Here is a 21006-nt window from a genome sequence, read left to right as displayed (position 1 = left end):
TTTATTCAATAAATTTTACAGGTTCTAAAGTGAGTTCTTCCTCAGGAGTAAAAATCCGATATTCAATTTGAAAGGTTTTCTTCAAAGGTGTTTCTAGTGAAAATCCACCTACTCCGAATGCATCAATTACTTTTAAAGTAAAATGCGCATGTTTCCAGTATTCAAATAAATCTTTATCTACCCAGAATTCGGTTTCTTCAATGGTTCCAATACATACATCGCCCATTCTTTGATAAAAACCTCCTTTTTCAAAACACTGTGGTTGCGTTCCTTCACAACAGCCACCTGCTTGATAAAACATTAAATCACCATGTTTTTCTTTGAGTATTTTGATTAATTCTATCGCGTTTTCTGTGGCATCAATTCTTTTTATCATTTTTCTATATTTAAAATAAAACCTGACAAATCATACAATCTGTCAGGTTTATCATTAACAATAATCTCAATCTACTAAAAGAAACCTAATTTCTTTTTATCGTAAGAAATCAGCATATTTTTTGTTTGACGGTAATGACCTAACATCATTTTATGGTTTTCACGTCCAATACCTGATTGTTTGTATCCTCCAAAAGGAGCTCCTGCTGGATAAGAATGATATTGATTGATCCAAACACGACCCGCTTGAATAGCTCTTGGTACTTGATAAATTTCATGTGCATCACGTGTCCAAACTCCTGCACCTAATCCATACATAGTATCATTTGCAATAGCGATAGCTTCCTCAGTTGTTTTGAAAGTAGTAACGGCTAATACTGGTCCGAAAATTTCTTCTTGAAAAATCCTCATTTTATTATTTCCTTTAAAAAGTGTTGGCTGAATGTAATATCCACCCTCTAGGTCACCTCCAAAATGATTGGCATCCCCACCTATTAATAACTCGGCACCTTCTTCTTTACCTAGTTTTATATAAGACATGATTTTTTCTTTTTGAACTAATGAAGCTTGTGCTCCCATCATAGTCGTTCTATCTAGTGGATTACCAACTTTGATTGCTGCCGTTCTTTCAATTACTCTAGCTATGAATTTTTCATAAATATCTTCATGCACTAATAATCGAGAAGGACAAGTACAAATTTCTCCTTGATTTAAAGCAAACATTACTGCACCTTCAACCGCTTTGTCAAAGAAATCATCATCGGCATCACCTACTGATTTCATAAAAATATTAGGAGACTTCCCTCCTAGTTCCAGCGTTACTGGAATTATATTTTCAGTAGCGTATTGCATTACTAAACGTCCTGTCGTTGTAGATCCTGTAAAAGCAGCTTTAGATACTTTTTTATTAGTTACCAAGGCTCTACCTAGCTCAGCACCAAAACCATTTACTATATTAATCACTCCTGGAGGTAATATATCCCCTATCAATTCCATTAATACAAGTATTGAAATTGGTGTACTTTCTGCAGGTTTTAAAACTACTGTATTTCCAGCAGCCAATGCTGGTGCTAATTTCCAAACGGCCATTAGTATTGGAAAGTTCCATGGTATAATTTGTGCTATAACTCCTAATGGCTCACTTAATGCAATTGAAACTGTTTGTGAATCCAGTTCGGCAATCGAACTTTCCTCAGCTCTAATTACTCCTGCAAAATACCTGAAATGGTCAATTGCCAAAGGAATATCGGCAGCTAATGTTTCGCGAATCGCTTTACCGTTGTCAACCGTTTCTACTGTAGCAATATATTCTAAGTTATCTTCGATTACTTGTGCAATTTTATTTAATAAATTACTACGTTCCGTCACAGAGGTTTTACCCCAAGTTTGAAACGCTTCATGTGCTGCATCCACTGCTACATCCAAATCTGCTTTGGTAGAATGTGCTGCTCTTGTAAATACTTTTCCATCAATAGGAGAAACCACGTCAAAATATTGACCTCCGATTGGTGCTACAAATTTTCCACCTATATAATTATCATACGTTGCCTTAAATTCAGGTCTTTTTGCTATGTTGCTCATACTATCTCGATTTTTAATTTTATCAAATTTACCTTTACCATTTCTATTTATGTAGCATTATTCATTCAGTTAATAGCATAAAATTTACATATTCGTTTATTTAACATAATATTAATAATTTATTCGTAAATAATTCAGATTAAAATTACACTATTTCTATTTTAAAGTCATTATAGACATTAAAATAATGTGCCAAAAAACCAAAAAAATTGTTTCTTACTACAAACTGCAATCCTTATATTTGTAACCTTATTAAAAATGACAGATGAAAATATCTTACAACTGGTTAAAACAGTTCCTTAAAACAGATTGGAATTCCGAAGAAACAGCAGCTTTACTTACTGATCTAGGTTTAGAAGTAGAAGTAGTTGAAAAATACCAATCCGTAAAAGGAGGTTTAGAAGGTATTGTAGTAGGGCATGTACTTACTTGTGTTCCCCATCCTGATGCTGACAGACTAAAATTAACAACAGTTGATCTTGGAACTGGCACACCTATACAAATAGTATGTGGAGCTACTAATGTAGATGCTGGGCAAAAAGTACCCGTTGCAACTATAGGAGCCGTTTTATATGACAAAGAAGGAGCTGCTTTTACTATTAAAAAAGGGAAGATACGCGGACAAGAAAGTCATGGAATGATATGTGCCGAAGATGAATTAGGTCTTGGAACAAGCCATGATGGAATCATGATTCTTGATGCGTCTTTAGTTCCTGGAACAAAAGCATCTGAAGTTTTTAAAATAGAAAATGATGAAGTATTCGAAATTGGATTAACACCCAATCGTGCGGATGCGATGAGTCATTTAGGTACGGCCAGAGATTTAAGAGCTGGATTATTACAAAGTGGTGTAAATGTTGAATTGATTACACCTTCTGTTAGTAATTTTAGAGTGGACATGAGAACCTTAAAAATAGATACTATTATTGAAGAGACAACATTAGCTCCTAGGTATTGTGGTGTGACTATTTCTGGAATTACAGTAAAACCATCACCTAGTTGGTTGCAAGATCGTTTAAAAGCGATTGGAATCAATCCAAAAAATAATATTGTCGATGTTACTAATTATGTTTTACATGAATTAGGACAACCGCTTCACGCTTTTGATGCATCAAAAATAAACGGGAAAATTATTGTAAAAACAGTACCTGCAGGAACCAAATTTACAACTCTTGATGATGTAGAAAGAACGTTACATGAGGAAGATTTAATGATTTGTGACGAAAAAGGACCTTTGTGTATTGCAGGAGTTTTTGGAGGGAAAAATTCAGGAGTATCTGAACATACTACTTCTATTTTCTTAGAAAGTGCTTATTTCAATCCTGTTAGTATTCGAAAAACAGCCAAAAGACATCAATTGAATACCGATGCTTCTTTTAGATTTGAAAGAGGAATCGACCCAACCATTACGGCATATGCCTTAAAACGCGCTGCTATTTTAATTCAAGAAATGGCAGGTGGAGAAATCACATCGGATGTGAGCGACGTATATCAAAAGAAAATTGAAGATTTTTCAGTATTTCTAAATTTTGCTAATGTGGCAAAAATTATTGGTCAAGAAATTCCAAAAGATACAATTAAACAAATTTTAGTTTCTCTAGAAATAAAAGTAAATAGCGTTTCAGAGGCAGGATTAGGATTAACAATTCCTTCTTACCGTGTAGATGTACAAAGAGAAATTGACGTTATTGAAGAAATTCTTAGAGTGTATGGATACAATAACATTAGCTTTTCAAAAAAATTCAATGCCACTGTTTCTAATTCACCACGAAATGAAGATTATAAATTACAAAATATAATTGCCACACAATTAAATTCACAAGGATTTAATGAAATGATGGCCAATTCATTGACTACAGCCTCTTATGTTCAACTTTCAGAAATGCTGAAAGAAGAATACAATGTGACTATGTTGAATCCATTGAGTAATGATTTAGCTACTTTAAGACAATCATTATTGTTTTCTGGATTAGAAGCTTTATCATACAATATCAATCGTAAAAACAGTGATTTAAAACTTTTTGAATTTGGAAAAACATACCATAAATTCCTTTCTGGATTTGAAGAACACAAGCATTTAACTTTATTTCTTACAGGAAACAGAAATCAAGAAAGCTGGACAAGTGCTCAAAAACCATCTGATTTCTTTCTATTCAAAGGATACGTAGATGCAATTCTTGCCCGATTTGGAATACAAAAGACACAAAATAGCCCAGTAACATCAGATGTATTCTCAGAAGGAATAGCAATAGGAACTGGACACAATGCTTTGGTTGAATTTGGAGTAGTTAAAAAATCAATACTGAAACATTTTGGCATTAAACAGGAAGTGTTTTATGCTGATTTTAATTGGGATGTAATTATAAAAATGATTTCAAGTAAAATCAAATTTGTTGAAATTCCAAAATATCCTGAAGTTCGAAGAGACTTAGCTTTACTAATTGATCAAAGTGTTACTTATGATAACATTTATGCTATTGCTCGAAAAACAGAAAAAACACTTTTGAAAGACATTAATTTATTTGATGTTTACGAAGGGCAAAATCTTCCAGAAGGTAAAAAATCCTATGCTTTAAGCTTTATCATTCAAGATAGTACAAAAACATTGACTGATGCACAAATTGATAAAATCATGGGCAAACTGCAACATAATTTTGAATCTGAACTTGGAGCAATCTTAAGATAAGTTAAACTTTTACAAAATAAAAATCCCAATTCTAAAAATAGAATTGGGATTTTTTTTAATTGAAAAAGTCTTGACTAAATCAAGACTTTTCAATTAAAAAACCAACCTTTTAAGATCAATTAGTTCTTAGGCAATAAAACCGCATCTACAACGTGAATTACACCATTTGATTGATTAACATCAGCAATTGTAACTTGAGACATACCTCCTTTTTCATCAGTGATGTATAATTTTTTACCTTTCATCCAAGCAGTCAATGTACCACCACTTACGGTTTTCAACATGGCTTTACCGTGACCTTTCTTAATCTCCATAGCAATATCTGAAGAATTCATTTTTCCTGCAACTACATGATACGTAAGTATCGTTTGCAACATTTTTTTATTCTCTGGTTTCAATAGCGTTTCTACAGTACCCATTGGCAATTTAGCAAATGCTTCGTTTGTTGGTGCAAAAACAGTAAACGGTCCTTTTCCTTGTAGCGTTTCAACAAGATCTGCTGCTTTTACTGCGGCAACTAATGTAGTATGGTCTTTAGAATTAACTGCATTTTCGATAATATTTTTCGAAGGATACATAACTGCTCCACCAACCATAACTGTTTTTTGAGCGAAAGATGTTGCTCCAAATACTAATGCAAATAATGCTACTGATAAAAATTTTCTAGTTTTCATAAATCTATTTATTAAGTTATATAAAAGCATTTACGCTAAGAAAACGGATATGGTTTTAAAAAAAAATATTTTTTTTTTAAAACACCATCTAATCAATACTATAAAAACAAATTTATCTAAGAATAAAATCTCATTTAATCGTATAAAATAAAAAAGCGCTCCTTTGCAGGAACGCTTTTCAAATTTATTATTTATTTAAATTTAGAAAATATATCTAATTCCAAATTGAGCTTGCCATCTAGACAACAAACTAGCGTCATAATTGAATGTTTTAGTTTGAGTACCACTAAATGTATATGTTGGAATTTTTGTTGTTGGATCAACAGAAACACCTATTGGCTGCACACTTGTTGGAACTTGAACTAATCCCCAGTCAGAATTAATTAAATTTCCTAAGTTCAACACGTCTAAACTAAGTTGAATTGTATTCGTTTTGTTAGAACTAGAAGAAGGTTTAAAGTTATAATCTTGCATTAATTTAAGATCCCATTTTCCTCTCCATGGAGACAAAGCACCATAGCGTTCTGCATACTGACCTCTTCTTCCGCTTAAATAACTATCTTGACTGATGAATTTATCAAAAGCCACACCTTGTCCAGCCCCAGAGAAAATCATTGTACTAATTTGAGCAGTAGTTGGAATATAAATTAAATCATTTCCAGATGCTCCATCATTATTGATATCTCCTCCGTAAGTATAGTTAAAACGTCCACCTTGAGCATATTCAAAAAATGTAGAAACTGTAGTTGCCCACTTGTCATTACCGTATTTCCATACTTTAGAAGCCACTCCAATAAAACGGTGTGTATCTCCATATTTAGAATTTGCTAAAACAGCATCATTCACATTTCCTAAAGCTGGATTAAATGAAAAAGCATCACCTGTAATTTCTGCTTCAATCGAGTTCACATCTTTTGATTTTAAATAGTTATATGCCAAACTAGCAAATAAACCATTGTCAAATGTTTTTTGAACTTTTACTGACGTATTAAAAGCACTTCCTTTATTTGTATTTGTTAATACATATCCATTAGTTCTTGCTGGAAAACCATAATCAGTCCAAACACCATAATCAGAATCGCCGTATATAGCTCTGTTATCAGCACCTGCTAAAGTACTAGTTGGTTTTTTCAATCCCCAGTTTTGAATGTGTACTCCATTTATATCTTTATTGTATGACATATCAACTGTAACAATAAAGTTATTCTCAAATTTATGATCAACTCCTATGCTTGTTCTCCAAACTTGAGGGAATTTAAAGTTTTCATCAACCACTTCATAGAAAAATGGATCAGTACCACCTACTTGATTACCTATCCACACAAATGGTAGTTTACCAGTAAAAATACCAGTACCTCCTCTTAACTGTGTCGTTTTATCTCCATTCACATCCCAATTAAAACCTAATCTAGGAGACCACAATAAAGCATTTCCAGGTAATTTTGTTGAATCAAATTTCTTAACACTACCGTCATTTGGATTGTAATATTCAATATTTGGAACATATCCTTCTGAATTATCTGTGTCAATAAATTTTTGAATTAATTTTGAAGTATTAAAGTATAAAGGCTTATCAGCTCTTAAACCGTAAATCAATTTGAAGTTGTCATTAATATTCCATTCATCTTGAGCATAAAAAGCCAATTGACCTACATTCAGTTCTGCTAAATTCCAACCACCATTTGAACCATCAGGAAGTTTATTTTTTGTATCGTAGGTTGCTTGCGCCTCAGCAATTGCAGACGCGTAATACCCACTTGCAATGTTAGCATCAAAACCAGCCATATCAGTACTGCCAAACACATCAAAACCATATCCTTTAAGGTTAAAAGAGTTTTTAAAACTGAATTTTTCAAAAGAGAAACCAGCTGTAAAAATATGATTACCCTTTACAATATTTAAATTGTTTGTAATTTGAATTACTTTTTGATCCAATTTATTGTTAATAGAAAATGGTTCATGTCCAGCAATAATATATGGAGAACCATCTTTTGTTATATTAATTACAGGAGCTGGAGCAGAAAACGGATCTCTAAAGTCATTGAAATGCGTATAACCCGCTTGTAGTTTATTAGAAACTGTTTCACTGAATTTTGAATTCAATTCAACCAAAAAAGAACTAATTTGATTATTTATTTGATACCCTGAATTTTGAAATTGCAATGTATTAGCATCAGGTCCTCTACGTAAAATTGCAGTAGGGTGTGCAGGCTTGTCTTTAGATGCATCTAAAAAATTATAGATAAATGCTAATTTATGATTGTCATTAATATTCCAATCAAACTTGATAATTCCTTTATTTGAATTAGAATTATGAGTAAAACCTTGATAAGCACCAGTATCATAACCTAATTTACCCAACTCTGTAGAAACATGCATTAAATCAGTTGCTAGCACTCTAGACTCATTTACATCTGTAGTTCCATTTCCATCGTTAGCAACAAAATTAGAACCTAAATCACTTCTTTGATCTATTTCATAATTTGCAAAGAAAAATAATTTGTTTTTAACAATTGGTCCACCAATGCTAAAACCAGCTTGAGTTTGCTCCAATGAAGGAACAAATATTTTTTCTCCTTTTATTTTATTACCCGTTAAATCTTGATTTCTATAGAAAGCATAAGCTGTTCCATGAAATTCATTCGTTCCTGACTTGGTAACGGCATTTACAGAAGCACCTGTAAATCCAGATAATGTTACATCATATGGTGCCGTAGCCACTTGAATTTGATCAATTGCATCAAGAGATATTGGTTGAGAACCTGTTTGCCCTCCTGGAGTAGCAGCGTCTAAACCAAAAGGATTATTAAACACGGCACCATTCAAAGAGTAATTGTTGTATTTGTTATTTCTCCCACCAAAAGAACCACCACTTGCAGAAGGCTCTAAACGAGTAAAATCATCAGCTGATCTAGAAATCGTAGGCAAGGCCGACAATTCTCTTCTACCAATGGTAGTTTCAGCACCAGTTTTTCCACTTTGAAAAACTTTGTTCTTAGATCCTGTAATTTTAACTTCATTTAGTTGCTGACTTTCATCTTTCAGAAGAACATTTAAATTAAATGGTTTTCCCAATTCCAAGAAAATATCATTAAATTCCTGAGTTTGAAAACCAATAAAAGTAACAATAACTTTGTAAGGGCCTCCCACTCTCATATTCAACATATTATATCTTCCATCTTCATTTGACAATGAAGAATACTTAGATCCTGTTGGAATATGAATTGCAAGCACAGTTGCTCCTGGAAGCGACTCTGTTTCAGAACTTTTTACAGTTCCCTTTATACTCGACGTAGTAGTTTGGGCTATCATGGAATGCAGACCAAAAACCAGAACCAAAAAAGTAATAATTTTTTTCATTTGTTATATTTTGCGTTATTTATCGCAAAATTAGACAAAAAAAAATCACTCCGAAGAGTGATTTTTACATTTTATTAACAAACAGTTAACAAACTGTTATTATTCTGCGATAATTTCATAAGGTAATTCAACAATTACATCTCTATGTAAACGAACACTTGCAGTGTATTTACCAGTACGTTTAACGATACCGCTAGTGATGAATTTTCTGTCAATTACTTGACCACCTCTTGATAAAGCTTCAGCGATGTCAATATTCGTGATTGAACCAAATAATTTTTCTCCACCTGCTTTAGCAGTAATTTTAATTTCGATAGCTTTAATAGTTTCAGCTAATGCATTTGCATCTGCTACTACTTTAGCTTCTTTATGTGCTCTTTGTTTTAGGTTTTCAGCCAATACTTTCTTTGCAGAAGCAGTTGCTAATTGTGCGTGACCTTGAGGAATTAAAAAGTTACGACCGTAACCATTTTTTACCGTTACCACATCATCTTTAAAACCTAAATTTTGAACGTCTTGTTTTAAAATCAATTCCATGTTGTTGTCCTTTATTATAGAAGTTAGTCCCGATAGTTATCGGGACAACAAACTTTATTTTTAATATTATTTAAGTAAATCAGCCACGTATGGCATTAAAGCTAAGTGACGTGCTCTTTTAACAGCAACTGACACTTTTCTTTGGTATTTTAATGAAGTTCCTGTTAAACGACGAGGAAGAATTTTTCCTTGTTCGTTTACGAATTTCAATAAGAAATCAGCATCTTTATAATCGATATATTTAATACCTGATTTTTTGAAACGACAGTATTTCTTTTGTTTGTTAGTTTCTATGTTTAAAGGTGTAAGATATCTGATATCCCCGTCTTTTTTTCCTGAAGCAGATTGTTGTAATGTTGCCATGATAATTAAGCTTTTTGAGATTTAAGTTTTGCTCTTCTTCTTTCAGCCCAAGAGATAGCATGTTTGTCAAGACTTACAGTTAAGAAACGCATAACTCTTTCGTCACGTCTAAATTCAGTTTCAAAAGCAATAAGAACTTCACCTGATACTTTAAATTCGAACAAATGGTAAAAACCACTTTTCTTGTTTTGGATTTCGTAAGCCATCTTTTTAAGACCCCAGTCTTCTTTAGATACCATTTCTGCTCCTCTACTAGTAAGAAAATCTTCAAATTTGCTTACTGTTTCCTTTACCTGAACATCAGATAAAACGGGATTTAAAATGAAAACAGTTTCATAATGATTCATAAATATATATTTATTTGTTATTTTGGGTGCAAAAGTAGTCTTTATTTCTGAATAACCTAATGTTTTTTCTATTTAATCGTTAAAAGGTAAAAAAAACAAGATAAAGTATAAATATTTTAAAATTTTAAATTATATTTACTATTCCAAATCTTAAATTATGAAATTATGAAACTAAACTGTGTCGTTGTCGATGATAGTTCTATACAAAGAATGATCATCGCAAAGTTAGTCAATAATCATCCAAACTTACACTTAATAGGAGACTTTTCTAATGCTATTGAGGCAAGAAGTTGTATGTCTATACATAATGTAGACCTAATATTTCTTGATATTGAAATGCCTGTTATAAGTGGTTTTGATTTTTTGGATGGATTAAAAATTAAACCACAAATCATTTTCATTACTTCCAAAGCGGAATACGCTATGAAAGCTTTTGATTATGATGCTACCGACTATCTTCAAAAACCTATTGCAATAGATCGTTTCAACGCTTCTGTTAAGAGAGCTGTAGATGTACATCTATATAAAAAGGATATTAAAGAAGAAGAAGGTGAACACATATTCATTAAAAGTAATTTAAAAAAACTAAAAGTTTTCACTGCTAAAATAAAATGGATTGAAGCTTTTGGTGATTATGTAAGAGTCGTTACTGAAGATGATAGTAATTTAGTTCTTTCTACAATGAAATCTTTCGAGAATGATCTTTCTAAAAAGAAATTTGTAAGAGTACATAAGTCATATATTATTAATATTGATAAGGTAGAACGTTTCAATAGTAAGTTTGCTGAAATTGGCGTTACTAAAATACCTTTGAGTAGAAACAAAAAAGAAGATCTAGTAAAAGCCTTATCATTTGCATAAAAACTACTTTTAATAAAAATCTACATTTATCATAACTTTTATAGCTCTGTATTGAGCAACTGCATCAAAACTATTCAACATCTTTTGAATAGTTTTTTTTGTGTTTACTATAGACGAGTTTTGTGGAATTTTAATAATTATAGTTCTGATATACTCATTCCTAATTCTGTTTATCGCTGGCTCTTCTGGTCCAAGTACAGGTACATTCAAATTTTGACTTATAACTTGATACAACCACATTGCACCTTCTTTTAATTTATCAAAATCACGATGTTTTAAGGTGACTTTTATAATTCTAAAATAAGGTGGATATTTATAAATTTGCCTGTCATACAATTGCTCATTATACATCCCTATATAATCATTCTTAGTAACTTGCTGTATGGTATTATGATCCGGATTATAAGTTTGAATAATTACTTTTCCTTGCTTACCAGATCGTCCTGATCTCCCTGAAACCTGCATCATCATTTGAAAACTTCTTTCAAAGGCTCTAAAATCTGGATGATACAACATATTATCTGCGTTCATGATTCCAACTAAACTTACATTGTCAAAGTCCAATCCTTTGGCCAACATTTGTGTCCCTACCAAAATATCTACTTCCCTATTTTTAAAACTATCAATAATTTTTTCGAAACCAAATTTTCCTCTCGTAGTATCCTGATCCATTCTCCCGATTTTATAATCGGGAAATAAAATCGTCAATTCTTGCTGAATTTGCTCTGTTCCAAAACCTTTAGTGGTCAAATGAACACTAGAACAACTATGACAATGTGTAGGTTTTGCGATAGAATACCCACAATAGTGACAACGCAATTGATTTTTATGCTTGTGATACGTTAAACTCACATCACATTGCTGGCATTGTGGCACATGGCCGCAAGTCAAACATTCTAATAAAGGGGAATATCCTCTTCTATTTTGAAACAATATTACCTGCTCCCCAATCGATACGGCATTAGTTATACTTTCAATTAAGACATCGCTAAAATGTCCATTCATTCGTTTTCTAAAATATTTATCTTTTAAATCAACCAGTTCAATATCAGGCATCATGACATTCCCATATCGTTTTGTGATTCCAACTAATCCATACTTTTCTGACTTCGCATTAAAATAGGTTTCGATACTTGGTGTTGCTGAACCCAACAAAACTTTAGCTTTATGAAAATTGGCTAAAACAATTGCAGCATCACGCGCATGATACCTAGGAGCAGGATCCATTTGCTTAAAAGTTTGCTCATGTTCTTCATCTACAATGATGAACCCTAAATTAAGAAAAGGCAAGAATAATGCCGATCTCGCTCCTATCACTATCTGTGCTTTTTCTGAATTTTGCAATACTTGATTCCAAACCTCAATACGTTCGTTATTATTATATTTCGAATGAAAAACAGCCACTTTATTTCCAAAATGAGCACTCAGTCTACTTACTAATTGTGTGGTAAGCGCGATCTCTGGTAACAAATACAAAACTTGTTTTTCTGAAAGAAGATACTCTTCAATCAATTTTATATAAATTTCTGTTTTACCACTTGAAGTTACACCATGCAAAAGACACACCTCTTTTTTATTAAAAGATGCTGTAATTTCATCAAAACCTTTTTGTTGAATTTCGCTCAATTGCAACTGATCCTCCTTACCATTCCCTAAAAAACTCACTCTGTCTTCTTGCAAATAATAATCTTCAAATATTTCTTTGTCAATCAATGCTTTTATAATTGCAGAAGTAGAATTGGAAGCATCTACTAATTTCTTCACCGTAATTGGTTTAGCTACGCTCTCTTCAGCATTGCTTGGTGTCTTTTCAGTTGCAAGTAATTGAAAATAAGTGAGGACAATTTGTTTTTGTTTATTTGCATTTTTAAGCTTTTCTAACAGTTCCCCTAGCCCATTATTAGATTCATATTTGGATTTCAACCGAATATATCGAACTAATTTTGGCTTATAGTTTTCCAGCATTTCTTCTTGAAGTACGATAACTCCATTGTCAATTAATTTTTGGATAACAGGAAAGATATTCTTCTTATTTAAAATGGCTACAATATCATTTATTTTAAGCGACGATTGCAATTGTAATGCTTGGAAAATTAAGTACTCTTCATCAGAAAGCAAACTTTCATCAATAAAATCAGTTGTTCTTTGGGAAATTACAGTTTCGCTTTCTAATAATAGAGCGCTAGGCATAGCACCACGATATACATCACCAATAGCGCACATATAATAAGCAGCAATCCATTGCCAATGCGCAATTTGTATTTCAGTAACTATAGGGTTTTCATCAAGGATTTGATGTATTTCTTTCGCCTCATAAAGAGTTGGCTTCTCTTGATGTTTATCAATAATCAGAGCTGTATATATTTTGTTTTTACCAAAAGGAACAGCGACACGCATTCCTTTTTTGATATAATGATACTCTGATTCCGAAACGCAATACGTAAAGGTTTTAGCAAGAGAAAGCGGTAAAATAACTTCGACAAAAAAAAGCATTCAATAAAGATGTTGTATGATTAAAAAAAAGAAAAACTACTTAACTCTATACCAGTATTGTGTTCTTCCTAATAATGCAAATCCAATGTAACCCCGAATTTTAAGTTTATCATTACTCTCTAAAACAATGTAACATTTATAAACTTTTCCATTTTTTGGGTCCATAATTTTCCCCGAATTATATTCATTACCATCTTTCAACAGTCCTTTTAAGATAGTCATGCCAATAATCGGTTTATTAGCATCCTCTCCACCACAGTCATGACAAAGATCTTTTCTATGTTCTTTATCTAGAATATCGATTACTTTACCATAAACCTTTCCTGATTTTTCGTAAATTTCTATAATTGATTTGGCTTCACCCGTTTCATCATCTATTGTTTTCCATTTACCCGTAACACTATGATTTTGAGCATAAAAAACTGTAGTGATAAACAGTACTATAATTGTAATTGTATTTTTCATGATTTTATTTTTTAATAAAATAAATGGTAATTAACCTATAAACAACAGATATAAAGCAATATACAAACATATCTTTAATTACCCGTACTATAAAATTAGCTAAATTATTTATGCTGTTTTATTAATTTCATTTTTCTTTTTTAATTTACTTATTGCTGCATTCAATTCGAAACCTAGTAATAATATCATACAGTTAATCCAAATATAAAACATTACAATTAACAAGGTTCCTATTGATCCATAAAGCTGGTTGTATTGTGAAAACCGTATTACCCAAATTCCGAAAAAATAAGAAATAATTATCGTTAATATAGTGGTAAAAACGGAGCCTATTGATATAAACGCCCTTGTTTTATCGTGTTTTGTTCCAAACTTAAACAAGATAGAAGTTGTAATTAAAATCATTAGAATTAAAAAGCCATATCTACCCATAACTATCAATGGAATCTGATCATTTAAGACTTGATGTGCGTTCAGTTTTTGAATAAAAAACTCAAAAACAACAATTATTGCAACGGTAAGAATCAATAAAATAGACAGTAATACTGACATACCCACTGCTACAAAATACTGTTGAAAAAAACCTCTTTTCACTAATACATGACGAGAATTTTCAAAACCTCCTAAAATAGCATTCAATCCATTTGCCATCAATAAAATAGACAATAAAAAACCCCATGACAGCAATCCTGAATGACTGTTGTGAAGAATATCATCAATAATATTAGCAATTGCATAATAGGTATTTGGAGGAACTCCTTCAGAAACAAATTTCAAAAAATCTTCTTGAAATCCTTCAATAGGAATATAAGGAATAAGATTTAAAATAAATAATGTAAAAGGAAATAAGGCCATAAAAAAACTAAACGCAATAGAACCTGCACGATTAGACAAAGCTCCTTCGGCAATACCAATTCCATACAGCTCTAATAAGTCATAAAGCGTCAATCCTTCTAGCCAAGGTAATTTTACCTTTTTTAGATAGCTGGCTAAATCCCTAAGTACTGGTATTCTTTGAATACTTTCTTCTATTTCTGCTGACATTAAATATAAATCACTTTAAAATTAAGTTCTTTTATTAGTTGCAATTCTATTTAAATCGCTTTTAAACTTAAATCCATGTTATAAATAGAATGAGTTAATGCTCCTGATGAAATATAATCAACACCACATTGTGCATAACTACGAATCGTATCTTCATTAATATTTCCCGAGGATTCTGTTAGACAGGAATCTCCTATCAAAGTTACCGCTTTTCTAGTTGTTTCATAATCAAAGTTATCTAGTAGAATTCTATACACCCCTTTACAGTCCAATATTTCTTTTACTTCCTCTATATTTCTGGCCTCCACTATAATTTTCAAATCACGGTTCTCTTTCTTAAGATACTCTTTTGTTTTGGCTATTGCTAAAGTAATTCCACCTGCAAAATCAATATGATTGTCCTTAAGCATAATCATATCATACAGAGCAAAACGATGATTCTCTCCACCTCCTATTTTTACAGCCCATTTTTCGGCTACGCGAAAACCAGGTGTTGTTTTACGAGTGTCTAGTATTTTTGTATTGGTTCCATCTAACAATTTTACGTAACTATTTGTCTTAGTAGCTATCGCAGACATTCTTTGCATCGAATTTAATACCATTCGTTCTGCCTTTAAAATAGATTGTGAACTTCCTGAAACATGAAAAACTATGTCTCCATATTTGACAGGAGCACCATCTTCAATAAAAGTATCAACTTTCATGTTTGGATCAACATAATTAAAAATCATTTTCGCAAATGCAACTCCAGCTATGATCCCATTGTCTTTAACTAAAAGTTTTGCATTACCTTGTGCTTCTACTGGAATACAAGCCAATGAACTATGGTCACCATCCCCTACATCTTCGCGGATAGCATTAGATATTAGTATTTGTAACTCGTCTTGAAATTGTGCTTCACTAATCATTTTTTAAAAAATTATATTTACTGCTAATGTAGTAGTTTTTTTGTGGATTGAAAAACTTGTTATAAAACCCTTTTCTAATAAATTACAACTTCTGTACTATCATTTTAACAAATCATTAAAAATAAGTACTTTAATAGAGCAACGTGGTGGCAGTAGGATTTAAATTCATTAAACCTAAAATAATGTTTGAATTTACATTAGACTATTTTTCTTTAAAATGAAACTAGAATAACCTACGCGCTCCATTTCTTTTTAATAAGTTAGTACTCTTCTAATTTCTATCAAAGATGAAATAGATCTCATAAACGCTAGGTACGATTACAGTAAACTTGTTAATTAAAAAATTGGTGTCAGTAAAGCTTGAAAGTCAAACTAATACTCAAAACTACAAAAGGATTAGGCGTTTTAAGTAAATACAACGCGTTACAATTTTTAGCTATTTAAATAAAAAGGTGTTAATTTAGTCCCAAAGCTATATTTATGAAAGAAAACGTCCTCTTTGTCATGCAACGTACAAAAGAAAAATTATGGTTCAGACCCTTAATTTTTTGTTTAGTTTCGATTTTAGCTGCTTTAATTGCTCAAATTGCCGATAGTACAAGACTACATGAAATTGTTCCGGATATTAAAACCGAATCACTATCTGAGTTACTCAATATAATTTCAGCAAGCATGCTTGTGATTGCCATTTTTACTGTAGGATCAATGATATCCGCATTTGCTGCAGCAAGCAATACTGCTACACCCCGCTCTTTTAAATTAATTATCGCAGATGATGTTTCTCAGAATGCATTATCTGTTTTTATTGGCTCTTTTATATTTAGCATTGTTGCTCTAGTAGCGCTTAAAAATGGTTATTACGGCAGAGCAGGTTATTTCACACTATTTATTTTTACACTCTTATTTTTTAGTTTAGTAATTCTAACTTTCTTACGATGGGTAGAGCGAATATCTAAATTGGGCAGAATGGGACATACAATTCAATTAGTTGAAGACGCAACTACAAATGCCATTCAAAATCGCTTAGTATCACCTACTCTAAATGGAATTGCAGTCCATCCTTCAAAAAATAAAGGGGAAGCCTTGTATAGCAATCTAACAGGCTACATTCAACAAATTAACATGTCTGAATTGCAAAAAATAGCCAAAAAGATGGACGCCGTTTTTACTATAAATGCGATCCCTGGAAAACTCGTTTCCATAGATCAGCCCCTGTTATTTATTGCTTTAAAAAACAAAGAGGAAAAAATAGACTATAATGCTATAAAAAATGCATTTACGGTTGGTAATATGCGTTATTTTGACCAAGACCCCCGTTTTGGTTTAATCACCTTAACTGAGATTGCTAGTCGAGCTCTTTCACCTGCTGTCAATGATCCAGGAACGGCAATTCAAATCATAAGTAGCCACATTAGACTGTTCTCCTTATGGAATTCCGTTAAAGAAACAATTCCAGTTAAAGAAGACCTTTTTGATCGTATTGCTGTTCCTCAATTAGAACTATCCGATTTATTTGAAGATGCGTTTAGACCTATAGCCCGCGATGGTGCATCAAACATTGAAGTAATGATCAGACTCCAAAAATGTTTTCAAATTCTTTCTAAAAATAGCAATACAGCGATTCAAAAATCTAGTTTTTATAATTCTAAACAAGCATTTGAAAGAGCAAAAATGGAAATGAAACTTGAAGCTGATATACTACTTTTAAAAGAAAACTGTTTATTTGTATAAAAGTCATAACTTTCCAATCAAATTATTTTATGTTTCGATCTAAAAAAAAAATAGCACTATCCATCACCGTAAAAACTCTTATTCTAAGTTTTTTTGTGGTTCTTTTTGCTCAAAAAACAGTAGCACAACAAGATAGTATCAATAAAAAGAATGATTCGTTAAACACTTCCATAATTAAAAATTTCAATGAAAAACTGGCAATAATTGAAGGACAGCGTGTTAGTGATTCCATTAAAAAATCAGAATTAGAGACACAGCTTTTATCATTAAAAACAACCGATAATTTAAAAAAAGAAGCGCTACAAAAAGAATTAGAAGTATTAAATACGAAAGAATATAAAAGGCTTGCCGAAAAAAAAGCTCAAATTGATTCTTTGCGCTTAACCGCAAAAGGATACCCAGTAACTGGATTTTTCAACGATACCTTATTCACTATTTATAGTAAATTGGGAAGTTTTTCGGCAAAAGACAGAGCAGATGCCATAAGTGTCCGAATTAAAAATCTCTCTGATCAATTTCGATTTAAGGGTGACTCCATAAAAATTGTTGATGCCGAAACCACTATAGATCTAGTATATAAAGAAGGTATTATTATTAGCGTTTCTGAAAATGATGCGATTTGGAATAACAGTACCAAATTAGAATTGGCAAAAAAATATCAAGACATTATCAAGAAAGCTTTAGCTCTGTATAAAAGTGAAACTAGTGTGTCGACTTTAGCAAAAGAAATTGGATTGGCACTTTTAGTTTTAGCAATAATGTTTTTTTTAATATCAAATTTAAGAAGGTTTTTTCGCTGGACTGCACAAAAAATAGAACACGAAGAAAACAAACGCATTCAAGGAATTAAGATCCGAAACTTCACTCTATTTGATGCTAAACAGCAAGTAAATGCTTTACTGAACGTTAACACCACTTTAAAATGGGTTCTCATCTTATTATTAGTTTATATTGCTTTACCTATACTTTTTGGAATTTTTCCTTGGACAAAAGATTTCGCAGCTACGCTTTTTGGTTATATACTAAATCCTCTTAAAAAAATAGCTTTAGGTTTTTGGAATTATCTTCCTAATTTAATTACTATACTAGTTATCATTTTTGTATTTAGATATGTTTTAAAAGGAATTCATTTTCTAAAAAATGAAATCGAAAAAGGAAATTTAGAACTACCTGGTTTTTATGCCGATTGGGCAAACCCTACGTATCAAATTGTACGAGTAATCGTTTTTGCTTTTATGGTAGTGGTAATTTTCCCGTACTTGCCTGGTAGTGATTCTCCCGTTTTTCAAGGGGTTTCCGTTTTTCTAGGTTTCTTATTTACTTTTGGTTCAGCAGGATCGCTTTCGAATATCATTGCTGGTTTAATCCTTACTTATATGCGATTATTTAAAATTGGAGACCGAGTTAAAATTGGCGAAGTCGTGGGGGATATTATCGAAAAATCATTGTTGGTAACCCGAATTAGAACCATAAAAAATGAAATTATTTCTATTCCAAACTCAACTGTAATGAGTAGTCATACTATAAATTACAGTAGTGATGCTCCCGAAAAAGGGTTGATTATCCACTCGACTGTTACCATCGGTTATGATGTACCCTGGAAAGAGATGCATCAAGCTTTAATAGATGCTGCCTCTAAAACAGAGTTCGTATTACAAGAACCAAAACCTTTTGTATTACAAACTAGTTTAGATGATTTTTATGTCTCGTATGAAATCAATGCATACATAAAAGAACCTAATAAACAAGCAGTTATCTATTCTAATTTGCACCAAAACATTCAAGATGTTTGCAATGAAAGAAACATTGAAATTATGTCTCCACATTATCGTGCAGCAAGAGACGGGAATAAAACCACAATTCCAGAAAACTATTTGGATAAAAATTATAAAACACCTACTTTTAATGTGAATTTTAAAAAAGACAACACTATTTAACGTTTCATTTTAAATTTTTAAACTTTAAAACAGCTAGAAACATTTTGTTTTATTCTTTTAATAAAACAAAATGTACTGCTAACATGTATTTATCAGCGGTTTTTTTTATTCTATTTATAACTTATATTTGTCTCAATTTTGAACAAAAAAAGTAAACTAAAAACAATGAGTTTCTAGTTTGTTAACACATAAATCAAGGTTATATCTTAAAAAAACGCTATGAAGTTATTATATACATTAATTTTTTCAGTTATACTTAATATTGGATATTCACAATCTTCAGTAAATCAATACTTCGAAAAAATTAGAAACAATGAAGCCGCATTGACCGCTTTCTTTTCTCAGATGCCAAAAGGTGGGGATTTACATCACCATTATAGTGGCTCAATTTATGCCGAACCCTTATTAGAAGATGCCATATCAGCTGATTTTTACTTAAATACAGCAACTATGGAAGTTCTAAAAGAAAAGCCTACAACTGGAAACTGGGAACTTTTTTCTACACTAAAAAGTCGCGGAGAATTGAATAGCTACAAACAAAAAATAATGGAAAAATGGTCCGTGAAGGACTACAATCATGTTGACTACCCTTCTGATAAATTATTTTTTGAATCTTTCGGTAAATTTAGTCCCGCAATAGTAGGTAATTTTGGACAAGGATTATTAGAACTAAAAAATAGAGCTATTACTGAAAATGTAAGTTATATTGAAACCCAACTTTCAACTATTCCTTCCAATATAAACACGGATGATCTAACTGATTTTAATGCTAAATTAAGAGCACTGGCTATAAATAGAGATGAAGCAGGAGTTACACAACTTCTCGATTCCATTTATGGCACGCTATTGCAAAGAGATGCTACCGTTTATGCCGAAGATTTCAACACCAATTTTGTCGCTAAATTGCATAATGATCTTAAAATTGACGATGATCGTTTCACCATGCGTTACCAAAACTTTGTATTGCGCTTTATGGAACCCGTTGACCTTTTTAAAAATTTAGTAGTTGCTTTCATTTCAGCTGATACGAGTTCGCTAATGGCAGGTGTAAATATCGTTTCACCTGAAGATGGCGAAACAGCAATGAAAGATTATTGGTTGCACATGGTGATGTTTAAGTATTGTCATTCTCAATTCCCAACAGTAAAATACTCCATGCATGCAGGTGAACTTACCTTAGGATTAGTTCAACCTGAAGATTTAACTTGGCATATTCGAGATGCTGTATATACAGCGGGAGCCTACCGCATAGGTCATGGTGTAGATATGGCCTATGAAGAAAAATCGTATGACCTATTGAAATTCATGGCAAAAAACAATATTGCCATCGAAATTAATCTAGTGAGCAATGAATTTATTTTAAAAGTAAAAGATGGTCGCCATCCAATAACTTTATACAAAGAATTTGGCGTTCCTATTGTAATCAGTACTGACGATGCTGGAATCTTAAGAACAAATATGACGGAACAATATGTGTTACTTGCCAAACGTTACAAGCAAGTTTCGTATGTCAATATCAAACAATATGTATATAACAGTATCTATTATAGTTTTATAAAAGACGAGCAATTAAAAAAACAATTAATATCAGACTTAGATTTACGATTTAAAACCTTTGAAGCTAATTTTCATTCTAATTAAATA

At 31.9% G+C, this 21006-nt stretch carries 16 protein-coding genes; 5 read left to right on the top strand and 11 right to left on the bottom strand.

What is annotated here, in order from left to right; translation table 11 throughout:
• Position 1 precedes the first annotated feature (1 nt).
• Together AB3G36_RS11360 and AB3G36_RS11355 are read right to left on the bottom strand one after the other, a co-directional pair.
• Positions 2-376 (bottom strand): DUF779 domain-containing protein, encoded by a 375-nt coding sequence (locus AB3G36_RS11360; protein WP_367752816.1) that lies wholly within the window; start codon positions 374-376, stop codon positions 2-4.
• 74 nt (positions 377-450) lie between these two features.
• Positions 451-1956 (bottom strand): aldehyde dehydrogenase family protein, encoded by a 1506-nt coding sequence (locus AB3G36_RS11355; RefSeq protein ID WP_367752814.1) that lies wholly within the window; start codon positions 1954-1956, stop codon positions 451-453.
• A gap of 265 nt (positions 1957-2221) precedes the next feature.
• On the opposite strand from AB3G36_RS11355, the gene pheT reads away from it, so the two are divergent.
• Positions 2222-4642, top strand: a complete 2421-nt coding sequence (pheT, locus tag AB3G36_RS11350) for a phenylalanine--tRNA ligase subunit beta (RefSeq protein WP_367752812.1) — start codon at positions 2222-2224, stop codon at positions 4640-4642.
• 119 nt (positions 4643-4761) lie between these two features.
• Here pheT and AB3G36_RS11345 read toward each other — a convergent pair whose 3' ends face one another.
• From AB3G36_RS11345 to rpsF, 5 genes are all read right to left on the bottom strand, one after another.
• Positions 4762-5316 carry a fasciclin domain-containing protein gene (locus AB3G36_RS11345; protein WP_367752810.1) on the bottom strand — a complete coding sequence of 185 codons (555 nt, stop codon included), beginning with the start codon at positions 5314-5316 and terminating at the stop codon, positions 4762-4764.
• A gap of 201 nt (positions 5317-5517) precedes the next feature.
• Positions 5518-8676 carry a carboxypeptidase regulatory-like domain-containing protein gene (locus tag AB3G36_RS11340; protein WP_367752808.1) on the bottom strand — a complete coding sequence of 1053 codons (3159 nt, stop codon included), beginning with the start codon at positions 8674-8676 and terminating at the stop codon, positions 5518-5520.
• Between the two features lie 99 nt (positions 8677-8775).
• Complete coding sequence (gene rplI, locus AB3G36_RS11335; protein ID WP_367752806.1) at positions 8776-9213, bottom strand: 50S ribosomal protein L9; 438 nt, start codon at positions 9211-9213, stop codon at positions 8776-8778.
• Between the two features lie 66 nt (positions 9214-9279).
• On the bottom strand, positions 9280-9576 hold the full coding sequence (gene rpsR / locus AB3G36_RS11330; RefSeq protein WP_066077030.1) for a 30S ribosomal protein S18: 297 nt from the start codon (positions 9574-9576) through the stop codon (positions 9280-9282).
• A gap of 5 nt (positions 9577-9581) precedes the next feature.
• Positions 9582-9923 (bottom strand): 30S ribosomal protein S6, encoded by a 342-nt coding sequence (gene rpsF, locus AB3G36_RS11325; RefSeq protein WP_072944700.1) that lies wholly within the window; start codon positions 9921-9923, stop codon positions 9582-9584.
• A 165-nt stretch (positions 9924-10088) separates the two neighbouring features.
• Between rpsF and AB3G36_RS11320 the strand changes: the two genes are divergently transcribed.
• Positions 10089-10784 carry a LytR/AlgR family response regulator transcription factor gene (locus AB3G36_RS11320; RefSeq protein WP_367752803.1) on the top strand — a complete coding sequence of 232 codons (696 nt, stop codon included), beginning with the start codon at positions 10089-10091 and terminating at the stop codon, positions 10782-10784.
• Between the two features lie 9 nt (positions 10785-10793).
• Here AB3G36_RS11320 and priA read toward each other — a convergent pair whose 3' ends face one another.
• The 4 genes from priA to nadC form a co-directional block, all read right to left on the bottom strand.
• Positions 10794-13277 carry a primosomal protein N' gene (gene priA / locus AB3G36_RS11315; RefSeq protein ID WP_367752801.1) on the bottom strand — a complete coding sequence of 828 codons (2484 nt, stop codon included), beginning with the start codon at positions 13275-13277 and terminating at the stop codon, positions 10794-10796.
• 36 nt (positions 13278-13313) lie between these two features.
• Complete coding sequence (locus tag AB3G36_RS11310) at positions 13314-13742, bottom strand: DUF2147 domain-containing protein (RefSeq protein ID WP_367752799.1); 429 nt, start codon at positions 13740-13742, stop codon at positions 13314-13316.
• A 108-nt stretch (positions 13743-13850) separates the two neighbouring features.
• A complete protein-coding gene (locus tag AB3G36_RS11305; RefSeq protein ID WP_367752797.1) occupies positions 13851-14786 on the bottom strand; it encodes a YihY/virulence factor BrkB family protein in 936 nt (311 codons plus the stop codon).
• 50 nt (positions 14787-14836) lie between these two features.
• Positions 14837-15694 carry a carboxylating nicotinate-nucleotide diphosphorylase gene (gene nadC / locus AB3G36_RS11300; RefSeq protein ID WP_367752795.1) on the bottom strand — a complete coding sequence of 286 codons (858 nt, stop codon included), beginning with the start codon at positions 15692-15694 and terminating at the stop codon, positions 14837-14839.
• Between the two features lie 480 nt (positions 15695-16174).
• On the opposite strand from nadC, the gene AB3G36_RS11295 reads away from it, so the two are divergent.
• The 3 genes from AB3G36_RS11295 to AB3G36_RS11285 all read left to right on the top strand — a co-directional run bounded on the left by AB3G36_RS11295 (position 16175) and on the right by AB3G36_RS11285 (position 21003).
• On the top strand, positions 16175-17425 hold the full coding sequence (locus AB3G36_RS11295) for a DUF2254 domain-containing protein (protein ID WP_367752793.1): 1251 nt from the start codon (positions 16175-16177) through the stop codon (positions 17423-17425).
• Between the two features lie 29 nt (positions 17426-17454).
• Complete coding sequence (locus tag AB3G36_RS11290; RefSeq protein WP_367752791.1) at positions 17455-19362, top strand: mechanosensitive ion channel family protein; 1908 nt, start codon at positions 17455-17457, stop codon at positions 19360-19362.
• Between the two features lie 219 nt (positions 19363-19581).
• Positions 19582-21003: an adenosine deaminase gene (locus tag AB3G36_RS11285; protein ID WP_367752789.1), complete on the top strand. Its 1422-nt coding sequence runs from the start codon at positions 19582-19584 to the stop codon at positions 21001-21003.
• The last annotated feature ends 3 nt before the right edge of the window (positions 21004-21006 follow it).

It is taken from the genome of Flavobacterium sp. WC2430, assembly GCF_040822075.1.
GTDB lineage: Bacteria > Bacteroidota > Bacteroidia > Flavobacteriales > Flavobacteriaceae > Flavobacterium.
Note: the sequence above shows the minus strand (reverse complement) of the source record. Positions and strands in the feature narration are given on the sequence as shown.